At 66.0% G+C, this 12,730-nt stretch carries 9 protein-coding genes; 6 read left to right on the top strand and 3 right to left on the bottom strand.

Going from position 1 to position 12,730, the window contains the following annotated elements:
- Window positions 1–176 precede the first annotated feature (176 nt).
- On the top strand, window positions 177–845 hold the full coding sequence (locus ACIA48_RS11385) for a glycoside hydrolase (RefSeq protein WP_396730876.1): 669 nt from the start codon (window positions 177–179) through the stop codon (window positions 843–845).
- Here the strand turns inward: ACIA48_RS11385 and ACIA48_RS11380 are convergent, their stop codons facing one another.
- From ACIA48_RS11380 to ACIA48_RS11370, 3 genes are read right to left on the bottom strand one after another with little or no spacing between them, the layout of a single operon-like run.
- Window positions 846–1,808 carry a Bug family tripartite tricarboxylate transporter substrate binding protein gene (locus tag ACIA48_RS11380; protein WP_396730874.1) on the bottom strand — a complete coding sequence of 321 codons (963 nt, stop codon included), beginning with the start codon at window positions 1,806–1,808 and terminating at the stop codon, window positions 846–848. It abuts the gene before it with no gap.
- A 13-nt stretch (window positions 1,809–1,821) separates the two neighbouring features.
- Window positions 1,822–2,970 (bottom strand): RNA polymerase sigma factor, encoded by a 1,149-nt coding sequence (locus ACIA48_RS11375; protein WP_396730873.1) that lies wholly within the window; start codon window positions 2,968–2,970, stop codon window positions 1,822–1,824.
- The gene (locus tag ACIA48_RS11370) at window positions 2,967–3,371 is read right to left on the bottom strand and encodes a YciI family protein (protein WP_396732729.1); all 405 of its coding nucleotides are present in this window, start codon (window positions 3,369–3,371) and stop codon (window positions 2,967–2,969) included. The genes ACIA48_RS11375 and ACIA48_RS11370 overlap by 4 nt, the downstream gene beginning before the upstream one ends.
- A 124-nt stretch (window positions 3,372–3,495) precedes the next feature.
- On the opposite strand from ACIA48_RS11370, the gene ACIA48_RS11365 reads away from it, so the two are divergent.
- The 5 genes from ACIA48_RS11365 to ACIA48_RS11345 all read left to right on the top strand — a co-directional run bounded on the left by ACIA48_RS11365 (window position 3,496) and on the right by ACIA48_RS11345 (window position 12,645).
- Window positions 3,496–4,875 carry a cytochrome P450 gene (locus ACIA48_RS11365; protein ID WP_396730871.1) on the top strand — a complete coding sequence of 460 codons (1,380 nt, stop codon included), beginning with the start codon at window positions 3,496–3,498 and terminating at the stop codon, window positions 4,873–4,875.
- A gap of 158 nt (window positions 4,876–5,033) precedes the next feature.
- On the top strand, window positions 5,034–6,605 hold the full coding sequence (locus ACIA48_RS11360) for a sulfotransferase (protein ID WP_396730869.1): 1,572 nt from the start codon (window positions 5,034–5,036) through the stop codon (window positions 6,603–6,605).
- Window positions 6,602–9,550 carry an aminotransferase class III-fold pyridoxal phosphate-dependent enzyme gene (locus tag ACIA48_RS11355; RefSeq protein ID WP_396730867.1) on the top strand — a complete coding sequence of 983 codons (2,949 nt, stop codon included), beginning with the start codon at window positions 6,602–6,604 and terminating at the stop codon, window positions 9,548–9,550. The genes ACIA48_RS11360 and ACIA48_RS11355 overlap by 4 nt, the downstream gene beginning before the upstream one ends.
- A gap of 18 nt (window positions 9,551–9,568) precedes the next feature.
- On the top strand, window positions 9,569–10,213 hold the full coding sequence (locus ACIA48_RS11350; protein WP_396730865.1) for a LysE family translocator: 645 nt from the start codon (window positions 9,569–9,571) through the stop codon (window positions 10,211–10,213).
- Window positions 10,210–12,645: an FHA domain-containing protein gene (locus ACIA48_RS11345; RefSeq protein WP_396730864.1), complete on the top strand. Its 2,436-nt coding sequence runs from the start codon at window positions 10,210–10,212 to the stop codon at window positions 12,643–12,645. The genes ACIA48_RS11350 and ACIA48_RS11345 overlap by 4 nt, the downstream gene beginning before the upstream one ends.
- Window positions 12,646–12,730: the final 85 nt, after the last annotated feature.

Here is a 12,730-nt window from a genome sequence, read left to right as displayed (position 1 = left end):
CCAACAGCGGATGAGTAGTACTACGCGCTTCGCCCAACACACCGCGCCGGTGAATTTTTTGGGGTTTTCGGCGGCGTAGAACTTGCTGGCCGTCGGGGCCGTCGGGCCCTAAGAGAACATTACGAGACCACGAAGACGGCAGTACTGCCTTGGCGACGGCAGTAAAGTGCTCAGCCGTGGCGAGAAATCTGTTAGCTAACGGCCGTGGCCGCTGGTTGGCGGTCGTGATTTCGCTGGGTGTCTCCGGCGCCATGCTGTACGCCCAGAACGCCGATACGCCGCACACCGAAAAGCCTGCGGCAATCGCGCCGTCCTCCCCCGAGGCCGCGCCGCCGAGTGTGCCGAGGGTCCCGGTGCCCGCGGAGGCCGAACTGTTGGCGGCCAGCGCGCCCGCCGCTGCGCGGGAGCTTCCGTTCGAGCTACCCAAGGGCATCACCCCCGAGGGCGGATTGCAGGTCCGGACCATTTGGGCAGCCCGCGCAATCGCCGTGATGTTCCCCGAGATCACCACCATCGGCGGGTATCGGCAGGACCCGCTGCGGTGGCACCCCGAAGGTCTGGCGATCGACGTGATGATCCCGAACCACAACAGCGAAGAGGGCATCGAGCTCGGCAACCAGATCGCCGGCCTGGCGTTGGCGAACGCCGAGCGGTGGGGCATCCTGCACGTGATCTGGCGGCAAGGTTTCTACCCCGGCATCGGCGCACCGAGTTGGACCGCGGACTACGGCAACGAGACCGCCAACCACTTCGACCACGTGCACATCGCGACCGCCGGCGGCGGATATCCGACCGGCGACGAGACGTACTACATCAGCTCGATGAGCCCGGCGCCGAAGAACTAGCTACAGCGCGAGCGCTTGTTTGACATCGGCCTGGGTCTCCACCAAAAAGGTGTGAAGCTCCTCGCCGGTCATGAAGGTCGTGGTGAACTGCTTGTCCTTCGCGATCTGTTGCCACGTAGGTGATTTCACCATCGTCCCGAGTGCAGTCTGCCAGAACTCGACGGCGCTCTTCGGCATGTCCGGCGGTCCGTAGAGACCCCGCCAGTTCGCGAGGGTCACGTCGAGCCCCTGCTCCCTCGCGGTGGGCACATCGAGTCCGGACAGCCGGCCCTCGGACAGCACACCCAGCGCTTGCAGGGCTTCCGAGTTCAACAGGTCGACGAACTCGCTGACGCCGCCTATCGCCACGCTGATGTCGCCCTTTTCCAGCGCCGCGATCTGGTCGCCGCCGCCCTGGAACGGGACGTAGTTGATGGTCGATGCGTCACCGCCGGCCGCCGCGACCAGCAGGTCGAACGGCGCCTGGTCGTCGTTGGCGGCCCCGACCACCACGCTCTTGGGATCCGCTTTGATCCCCGACATCACATCGCCGAGGTTGTTGTACGGAGAGTCGTTGCGGGTGACGACGACGTAGTACTCGGTGATCAGCCGCGCGATCATCGTGACGTCGTCGTAGCCGTACTTCGACTTGCCGAGAAGTTCGTTCATCATCATCGACAGCGACGTGACCGACACCTGGTTGCCGTCGCCCTTGTACTGCTCCACCATCGTGGCGAGGAAATCTGCGCCGCTGTTGCCCGGCCGATTCTCCACGGGAAGCGGCACGTCGACGAGCTCTTCGGACTGAAGGGCCTCGACCACCGCCCGGATCGTGATGTCGAATCCACTCCCCGGGTTCGCTCCCGCCGTCATGGTGACGGGTCCGCTCGGATATGCCTGTTCGTCGGTTGCCTGCTCGGATTTCTGACACCCGGTCAGGACGAGCGAAGCGGCAAGCAGGACGCTGAGTACGGATCTGAACACGGGGCCGTTTATATCAATGCGGGCGCATCAATTGCCGCACCCGCGCCGCTTGCCGGGTGAGATGGTCGCGCTCGGGGACGCTCACGGCGGCGCGGGACGCCTCGGCATACAACTCAGCGGCGAGCTCGAGATCACCGGCGCGCTCGTGCAGGTACGCCGTCACCGCGGCAAACCGGGGCACGTCGGGACTCACGTCTGCCAGCGCTTCCATGCCCGCCTGCGGTCCGTCGGCCTGGCCGACCGCCACAGCCCGGTTGAGCTGCACCACCGGACTGCCGGTGATCTGCAGCAGTTCGTCGTACCACTCAACAATCTGCACCCAATCCGTCTCGGCGGCGCTTCGCGCATCCGCATGCAGGGCGGCGATCGCAGCCTGTGCCTGGTATTCGCCGAGCCGGTCACGGGCCAGCGCGACCTGCAGAATCGCCACCCCTTCGGCGATAAGTGTTGTGTCCCAACATGATCGGTCCTGTTCGGCGAGCGGCACCAGCTGGCCATCTGGGCCGGTGCGAGACGCGCGGCGCGCATGGTGCAGCAGCATGAGCGCGAGCAGTCCGCTGACCTCGGGCTCGTCGGTCAGCGCGACGAGCTGGCGGGTGAGGCGGATCGCCTCGGCGGCCAGATCGATGTCCCCGCCATAACCCTCGTTGAAGACGAGGTACAAAACCCGCAGCACTGTTGACATATCACCGGGCTGGTCGAGCGGCAGCCCGGCGATCTTCCGCTTGGCCCGGCTGATCCGCTGCGCCATGGTCGCTTCGGGGATGAGGTGTGCCGTCGCGATCTGCCGCGTGGTCAGGCCGCCGACCGCGCGCAACGTCAACGCGACGGCCGACGACTCGGCCAGGCTGGGATGCGCGCACAGGAAGTACAGCCGCAACGTGTCGTCGATGGCGGGCACCTCGCCGGCTGGCGGCTCGACCTGCACGACGAGTTCCCTTCCCCGCCGAGATGTTTCGGCACGGGCGGTATCGATGAACTTGCGCCACGCGACCGCGACGAGCCACGCCTTCGGATCGTGCGGCAGGTCCTCGTGCCAGGTTCCCAGCGCCCGAATGAGAGCCTCCTGCACGGCGTCCTCGGCCGACGCGAAGTCGGCTCCGCGTCGGACGAGGACACCGATCACCGCGGGCACGAGCTCCCGCAGCAGTGATTCGTTCACTCGGTGAACTTGGACGTCTCGGTGAGGAACGGCCGCACCTCGAGCCATTCGTGGATCGGCTTGCCATCGGCGCCCGGCGCGGCGGACAGCTCCCCCGCCAGCTCGACCGCACGTTCCCACGACTCGACGTCGATGATCATCCAGCCGGCGATGAGGTCCTTGGTTTCTGCGAACGGTCCGTCGGTCACCGGCGGCCGGCCCTCGCCTCCGGATTGCACCCATGCGCCGCCCGGCGTCAGTGCCTGGCTGTCGACGAACTCTCCGGTCCCCTGCAGGCGGACGGCGAAGTCACGCATGTACTGCACGTGCGCGTCGACCTCCTCCGGCGTCCACTGGTCCATCGGGACGTCGTTGACCGAGGCTGGGGCGCCGCGGTAATGCTTCAGCAGCAGGTACTTCATGTCGTTCTCCTCCTTCGTCACGTAGCCCTTGGCGGCCACTCATACCTAGGACGGAGCCAGCACCACATTCTCGACACTCGAACAACGCCGCGGGTCGCGTGGTTCGATAAAACGGCGTCATCACATGATGACCGCTGGTATCGAGGTAGCGATCATGGCGACGGCCACAACTGAAGCGATACGCCTACCGCCGGCGCTGCGGCTGCCCAAGGCGGTGCAGGGTGTCGCATTCCTGACGGCCCGGCGCCGCCTGGTCGACGCTATGGCCCGTCGGCACGGCAATATGTTCACCCTCGACCTGCCGGGCTTCGGGCGCACGGTGGTGGTCGGCGAGCCCAACCTGATCAACGACCTGTTCGGCGCCAGCAGGGATTTGTTGGGCCGCTCGCGGCTCAACCTCGGCAAGGTCTTCGGTCCTGGATCGTTGTTCAACCTCAACGGCGACGAACACCTGAGCCGGCGAAGGCTGCTGGCCCCGCCGTTCCACTCCAAGCACGTTGCACAGCATCGGCTGATCTTCGAAGAAGAGGTGCTTCGCGAAACCGCGAACTGGCCAGAAGGTCAGGAGTTCGAGACGCTGCCCGCGATGACCCGGATCGTTCTTCGCGGACTCCTGCGCGCCATGCTCGGCGCAGACGGCCCCGCGGTGGACGAACTTTCTGCGCTGCTGCCTAGCGCCGTGTCGCTCGGCGCGCGGATCGGCCTGCTGCCAGCGCTCGTACGGAAGGACTATGGCGCATGGAGTCCAGGTGCGCGGCTGCTGCGCTACCGATCCGAATTCGACGCAGCGGTTTTCGCGATGATGGCGACGGCGCGCGCCGACCCCGCCTTCGCCGAACGAACCGACCTTCTCACTATCTTGTTGCAGGCTCGCTACGACAACGGGGAGGCGATGCCGGATGCCTACATCGCCGACGAACTGCTCGGTCTGCTGGCGGCCGGCTACGAAACGACTGCCGCTTCGCTCGCCTGGGCCGTGGAACGGCTGCGTCGAAGTCCAGACTTGTTGTCGCAGTTGACCGCTGAGGCCGATGCGGGCGGTTCGCAGTGGCGACAGGCCACGATCTGGGAAGTGCAACGCGCCCGCCCGGTGGGCGACATCGTGCAGCGCCGGGCCATGACCCGAATCCGGTTGGGCGACTGGGTTATACCCGAGGGCACCACGTTGATGATCAACGTTCGGCTGGCGCACGCGTCAGAAGCCAACTTCCCGGAACCCGACTCGTTCGATCCAGGGCGATTCATCGGCGCCTCCCACAAGCCCGTGGGCTGGATTCCCTTCGGCGGCGGCTTCCAGCGGTGCATTGGCGCGACGTACGCGAACATGGCGATGGACGTCACGCTGCGCACGATGCTGCGGGAGTTTCGGCTCGTGCCCACCGGCGCCCCGGGTGAACGCGCGCACGACCACGGCGTGGTCTTCGCACCCGGCCTGAGCGGCCTGGCGGTCGTCTACCGGCGAACTGCGGCCGCCGAGCGGCAGCCACAAACGGAACCGGCATAGGCGGGCCGGAGCTAACTTGGCGGGTACGCGGCGACGGACAGCCAACGCCGTCCGCTTTCGGGGATCCGTCCACGCAGCGAATGACGTCGCATTCCACCCATCGGGGCTCACTGTTCCGCGATACAGTCTTTCAGCAACCAAAGGGGATCCCATTGCAGGTGCTGACCAGCAGGGAAAGTACGGTCGTCGCGGCGATCGCCGAAGCGTTCTTCCCTGCCTGTGAGCCGATCGGCATCGGGGGTGACGCCGCGGGCACCGTGGCCTACGTCGACACCCTGGTGGCCCGCGCCGCGCTCCCGCAGCGCATCCAGTTGCGTGGTCTTCTGCTCCTCTTCGAGATCGGCACGGCGATTACACACCGTGGACGGCTGTTCTCGGCCGCCCCCCTGGACGAACGGGTCACCCGGCTCCAGTCGTGGGAGGACGCCGACCTGTACCTTCAGCGCGCGTCGTTCTCGGCGCTGCGTTGGCTTTTCACGCTCGCCTATCTCGCCGACCCACAGGTGCAGCGAAAGATCGGCATACCGGAGACCGGTCCACGTCCGCCGGCCCGGCTGAGGCGGCCCGGCCGACCGCCGAGGCTTCGTCGTGGCCAGCGGGTGAAGCGAGTCGAGCGGCGCTTCAGCACTGATCAGCTGATCATGGGCATCGAAATCCCCCAGTGGTTCCGCATGCTGCTTGGCGCGCGCTTTAGGTTCAGCGCCCGCTACCTGCACCGGATTGTTTGGATCACCGGATGGAGTGTCGGCGCCACCACCGTCGGCGCGATCGAACGGCGACGCTACGACCGGCGTATCGCGTCGACCCCTATCGACCCGCCCCCGATCTTCATCCTCGGCCACTGGCGCAGCGGCACAACCCATCTCCACAATCTGCTCGGCCGCGATCCCGACAACACGTATCCCACCGTGTACCAGGTGATTTTCCCGACGGCATTCATGACCACCAGCAGCACGGTTCCGCGGTTGACCGCCGGCGCACTGGCGGAAACCCGCGGATACGACAACGTCGCGCAGGGCTGGGACGAGGCCGCCGAAGACGAGATCGCGCTGGCCAAGCTGACCGGCCTCTCGCCGTATATCGCCTTCATGCTGCCTGACCTGCTCCCCCGCTACGAACGCTACTTCGACTTCTTACAGGCCCGCGAGGCGGAGCGCGACGAGTGGAAGACCGCGCTGCGCTGGTTCGTCGGCAAGGTCCGCCTGCATTCGGGTGGACGGCGCCCCGTCATCAAGAGCTGCGCGCACATGTCCCGGATCCGCATGCTGCTCGATGTTTTTCCGGACGCCAAATTCGTTCACATTCACCGCAATCCGTTCACGGTCGCCTCGTCGACGATCCACATGCGCAAGCAGACGGACTGGGAGAATTTCCTGCAGGTGCCCGAGTCGGAGTTCATTCTCAACCGGCCGACGCAGGTGGCAGTCGTAGGCCAACGGCTCTTCGAGCGCTACTTCGAGGACCGCGCACTCATCCCGCCGGAGAATCTCATCGAGGTGGCCTATACCGACCTGGTGGCCCGCCCGCGAGACGTGCTCGACGGCATCTATCGTCACCTCGACATTCCGCAGGGCGAGCAGTACGACGCGACGATCGGCGGCTACCTGGACGGCCTGCGCACATATCAGACCAACAGGTTGAGCATCGACGATGAACTCGCCGAATTGGTTCGCGTGCACTGGAAGTCAGTGTTCGACGAGTACGGCTACTCGTCGGAGCATCGATCATGACTTTCGGGGAATTCGTGGAGGAGCACCTGCACTCGAGCACGCATCTGGCCAAGCGCCATGTGCATCCGAAGCTGCTGCACATGTACGAGATCGCTGGCATGGACGCAGTTTTTACCCGGGCCGACGGCGCCTACCTGTGGACCGAAGACGGTCGCCGCTTCCTGGATTTCCTGAGCGGCGGGGGTGTCCACTTCATCGGGCGCAATCATCCGCGGGTACGCGCGGCTCTGCATGACGTCGTCGACATGGATCTGCCCAATCTGACCATCGCCAACGCGTCGGTGCTGGGCGGCCTGCTGGCCGAACGGTTGATCTCCCTGGCGGGTCCGCAGTTCCAGAAGGTGGTATTCGCGAACTCCGGCGCAGAGGCCACGGAGATCTGCGTCCGATTCGCCCGCCAGGCCACCGGCCGACGCCGATATCTGTATCTGGACGGCGCGTTTCACGGCCGCACATATGCCGCGATTTCGCTGTGCGGCTTCGACGAAATGAAGATCAACGCCGATCCACTCATGCCGACGTGTACACCGGTGCCGCGCAACGACATCGACACACTGCGTCGTGAGCTGGCCTACGGCGACGTCGCCGCCTTCGTCGTAGAGCCCGTACAAGGCATGACGTGCGAAGTCGTATCGGCCGAATACCTTCGCGAGGCGCAGCGGCTATGCGCGCAACACGGCACGGCGCTGGTCATGGACGAGGTGCAGACTGGTCTGGGACGACTCGGGCACTGGTTCGGTTGCCATGGTGCCGGGGTCCAACCGGACATGCTCACCATCAGCAAGACATTGTCCGGTGGCCAGGCGCCGGTGAGTGCAGTAGTGCTGACCCAGGACATCTACGACCGCGTATACGCGGCATTCAAGGCCGGGCCGATCTACATTTCGACATTCGCGGAGAACAACCTCGCCATGGCCGCGGGCCTCGCCACACTCGACGTGCTCGAAGAACTCGACGCACCCAACCGGGCTCGCGAACTGTCGGACAAGATCCGTTCCGGGCTACAGGATCTCGCCGATCGCTACGACGCGATCGACCGCATCACCGGCGCCGGCCTCATCATCGGCGTCTCCTTCAAACCGTCCGCGAACCTCGCGCTGCGTGTGCAGCAGAAGGTGATGGGCGTTATTGATCCGGGAGCAATGGCGGCAGCGGTGCACATCGATTTGCATCGCCGCGGGATCCTGGTGCAAATTCCGGGCTTCAACCTCGACATGATCAAGATCTTGCCGCCGGTCATTCTCACCGATGACGATGTGCGCTGGTTCCTGAGCGCGTTCGAGGAGGTGCTCGCCGGCTATCGTCGACCCACATCCGGCCCGGCCCTAGGGTTGATGGCCGGCGCAACGAGGCATGTATTGAAGGAGGCGCGGACCCGAATCGAGGTCCGTAGGCCGGCGACCAATGGCGGCCCGAAGACCAACGGGCACAGGCGCATACAGGGACATGCCGACTACGACCGCGCGCTGGCGCTCGACTGCGACGTGTGCGTGGTCGGCTCTGGGCCGGCGGGCACGGTACTTGCGCATCAGCTGGCGACCGAGGGCTTGGATGTCGTCGTCATCGAGGCCGGCGCGGCGATGCTCCAGCGCGACAGGGGCGCTGAGGCGGGTGAAACACTCGCCCGGTGGTTCTGGGATGAAGGTATGCGCACCACCCGCGGCAACGTCGCCGTGCCGACGCTGCAGGCGCGATGTCTGGGCGGCGGTTCGGTGATCAATTCGGGCATTTGCATGCGTGCGCCCGACTTCGTGTTCGACAAGTGGGCAACGGAACACGGCGTCGACGGGGTGACACCGGGTGAGATGGGCCGGCACTATGACGCGGTCGAGCAGTTCATGGGTGTGCGCGCAGTCCAACCGGAGGTGCAGGGCCGACGCAACGATCTGTTCCGGTCCGGTGGCGAGGCGCTCGGCTATCGGGTAGAACCGTTGCGGCGCAACGAGCACAACTGCCGCGGCTCGGGTCAGTGCATGACCGGATGCCCGTCCGGGGCGAAGCAGTCGATGGACCGTCGTGGCATCCCCGAATTGCTGCAATCGGGAGGTCGCGTGTACACCTCGGTACACGTCGACGGTCTTCTGCGACGAGGCAATCACATTCGTGGAGTGCGCGGCGCAGTTGTCGATCCCGTGACGGGCCGTCGCACGCATCGAGTGCGCGTCGAGGCGAAATGCACGGTGCTCGCCGCGGGCGCGCTGGCGTCACCGCAGATCTTGCAACGCAGCGGGCACGGCGCGGATCCTGTGGGACGCAACGTCCGAATGCATCCCGGCGTCGTCGTATTGGGGCTCTTCGACGAGCAGGTCTCACCGTGGGACGGTGCGACACAGGGTTATCACATCACCGGATTCCTCGAGGAGGGCATCAAGCTCGAATCGGTCTGGGCGATGCCGTCGGTGCTCGGCATGATGAACCCCGGTATCGGCGAGGACTTCGTGCGATCGCTGGCCGACTACGGACAGGTGGCGACCTGGACCGCGTGGGTGAACGGACACGATTCTGTCGGACGAGTTCGTGCGATGCCCGGTGGCGTGTTCAACCTGCGCTACGACCTCGGCGCGGGGGACGCCGCCCGCATGCAGGAGGGTGCCGCGCGGCTGGCCGAGATGTATGCGGCGGCCGGCGCACGTGCTGTCCTACCCGGCATACACGGGCTGGCGCCGCGTTACGAGTCCGCTGACGCCGCGGATGCGATTCGCTCAGCGAAGCTGGCCCCGCAGGACTTCCGCATCGTCGCCAATCATGTCTTCGGGTCGACGGCGATGGGCTCGGATCCACGGCGGCACGTCATCGACTCCTCGGGTGCGGTGTACAACCTCAACGACGTATATGTTTGCGATACAGGGGTTTTCCCGTCGAGCCCGTCGGCCAATCCGATGCTGACCGCGATGGCCCTTGCGCACCGCCAGGCGGAGGCACTGGTATCGCGGTACGGGCGATAGCCGGGTTAGGGGCACTACATGTCGGGGAGCACCATCGCGGTGGTCGCGATCGGAAGTTTCCTCGGATTCCTCAGTGCCGTTCTGCCGATGGGCCCGGTGACGGTCCTCGTCGTGCATCGAACGCTCGCAGGCGATCCCTCGGGAGCGTTGCGGTTCGGACTCGGCCGTGTCCCTGCAGAGATGATCTACTGCGCGCTGGCGACGTTCGGCACGGTCGCCCTGCTCGAACGCTTTCCCGCGGTGCGGACCGGCATCGAGGTGCTGGCCATCGTGATGTTCCTGGCCGTCGGTGGGTGGCTGCTGGTGGCCCGAACAGGCCCGCCCCCGTCGAGCGCCGACGCGGCAGCGCCGCGAAGGAACAAGTGGGGCTTCACCGCAGGATTCATCGTCGGGGCGCTCAACCCGCAGTACCTGTTCTCGTGGTCGGCGATCGTGGCGATCGCAGTGTCGGTCGCCGGGGTGCAGCCGTCGATGCTGGATCGGGTCATCTTTCCGTTCGCGGCCGCGTTGGGCGTCACGCTGGGCTACGTGCTCCTCGTCCGGTTCATCGATCGCCGTAAGGGACAAATGGAGGGACCCGCGGTGCGAAGAGTGTTGCAGGGGTTGGGCGTCCTCCTGATTGCCTTGGCGGCGTGGCACGTTGTTCAGGTGGTGAGCCAATGACGAATCCCATGGGCGGTCCACCGTTGACGGTGACCCTCGGATCGGCGGTCTACACCTTTCCCGCTGACCGCGACGTCACCGTGGGCCGTTCTGTGGACTCCGACATTCACCTCGACGGACCCGGTCTGGGGTTGGTGTCTCGCACGCATGTGCTCCTGCGTGTCGACCAGGGACGCTGGTTTGCCATCGACAAGAGCCAGAACGGCATCTTCGTCGACGGCAAGCGGGTCGAGATGGTGGACATCCGCGACGGCGCCCACATCACAATCGGCGACCCGGGCGGACCACGGCTGGTGTTCCGGGTGTCAACTGCGCATCCACCGCGACGGTCGCTCGCGTCACGCGCGCCGACCGCCATGGCCGCTCCCCCGTCATTGAGACCGCCGCCGCGGAGGCCACCCCCACGACGGCCGCCACCCGTCGCCTCGGCCGCCAGGCCCCCGACTGGGATCGCCAGGAACCTTCTACCGCAGCGCCCACCGCCGATGCCGCCGGGTGCCACATCGATAGGAAGGGGACCGCAGAACGAGATCGTGGTGGATGACGCACTGGTTTCGCGCGTCCACGCGATCCTGGTGCCCACATCGTCGGGCCTGGAGATCCGCGACAACCGCAGCGGCAACGGCACATTCGTCAACGGCCGACTCGTCACCCAGACGCTCCTGCGCTCGGGCGACGTGGTGACGGTCGGCAACTCCGACTTCACCGTCGCCGGTGATCGCCTAGAACCGCGCTCCGCCGCTGTGGATGCCGCCACCGGCGGACTGGAGGCCTACGGGCTGGGCTTCGTCATCGACGGCCGGAACTTGTTGACCGACATTTCGTTCACGGCGCGCCCCGGCACGGTCACCGCAGTGATCGGCCCGTCGGGTGCCGGCAAGTCAACGCTTATCCGATTACTCGGCGGGGCAACGCAACCCAGCTTCGGATGGGTCAGCTTTGATGGCAGCGACGTGCACGGCGAATACGCCTCGCTGCGGTCGCGGATCGGGATCGTTCCGCAGGATGACGTCGTCCACCGTCAGCTCACCGTCGAGCAGGCTCTTGACTACGCCGCTGAGCTGAGGCTCCCGCCGGACACCACGGCCGCCGACCGGCGCGCCGTCGTCGCGCGGGTCCTCGACGAACTCGAGTTGACCGCGCATCGCGCGACGCGCGTCGACAAACTCTCCGGCGGGCAGCGCAAGCGCGCCTCGGTGGCCATGGAGCTGCTGACCGGTCCCTCGCTGCTGATCCTCGACGAGCCGACGTCGGGCCTCGATCCGTCGCTGGATCGGCAGGTGATGACGATGCTCCGCCAGCTGGCCGACGCAGGCCGGGTCGTCATAGTGGTAACGCATTCGCTTGCCTACCTGAAGCTGTGCGACCAGGTGCTGCTGCTGGCGTCCGGCGGCAGGACTGCGTTCGTCGGCTCGCCCGCGGAGGTCTGGCAGGCGATGAATTCCGACGACTGGGCCGACATCTTCGCCTGGGTGAGCACCGACCCGGAAGGGGCCCATCAAGCTTTTCTGGCCCGCCACAACATCTCTGAACCGCCGGCGCAGCCGTCCGCGACATCGACCGGGCCACCCGGCGAGCCGACGCAGACCAGCCTGTGGCGTCAGATCTCCACCGTCGCGCGCCGCCAGGTGCGGTTGACCGTCGCCGACCGCGGATACTTCATCTTCCTCGCGGCGCTTCCGTTCGTCGTCGGCGTGTTGGCGCTCGTGGTGCCGGGGAATGTGGGTTTCGGCCCCGCCGATCCAGCGGGCAAGACTCCGAACGAACCCACGCAACTGTTGATCCTGATCAACATCTCCGCGGTGTTCATGGGCACGGCGTTGACCATCCGCGATCTCGTCGGTGAACGGGCGATCTTCCGTCGTGAACAAGCGGTGGGTTTGTCGGCGTCGGCGTATCTCGCGGCCAAGATCATCGTCTTCAGCGTGGCCGCCGCGATTCAGGCGGCGATCCTCACGACGATCGTCGTCATCGGCAAGGACGGACCCACGCAGGGCTCAGTCCTGTTGGGCAACGCCAGCATCGAGCTGTATCTGACGCTGGCCGGGACGGCCGTGGTGTCGGCGATCGCCGGCCTCGCGCTGTCCTCGCTCGCGAGGTCACCCGAGCAGATCCTCCCGATGGTCGTCGTGGTGATCATGATGTCGATGGTGTTCTGCAACGGGCTCATTCAGATCAACGGCCGGCTGGTGCTGGACCAGATCTCGTGGCTGCTGCCGGGGCGTTGGGGATTTGCCGCGTCGGCCTCGACGGTCGACCTGATGACGGTCTCGCCACTGCTGCCGATCGAAGACACGCTATGGACCCACAAGGGCGGCTGGTGGCTGTTCGATATGGCGATGCTCGTGGTGCTCGCCGCGGCGTTCACCATCCTTGTTCGGTACCGACTGCGGTTACCTACCCACGACCAACGGCGGACCAGCCGCAAGTAGAGCCTTCCGCCGCGCGCGTGCTGACAACGTGACGGCAAATTGACTGCGCCGACGATTGCACCGGTACGGTCTCCTAGTGCCCGAT

The sequence above is a fragment of the Mycobacterium sp. NPDC051804 genome (genome assembly GCF_044452905.1).
Classification (GTDB): Bacteria; Actinomycetota; Actinomycetes; order Mycobacteriales; family Mycobacteriaceae; genus Mycobacterium.
The sequence above is the reverse complement of the archived record's forward strand: the minus strand, read 5'-3'. Positions and strand labels throughout refer to the sequence as shown.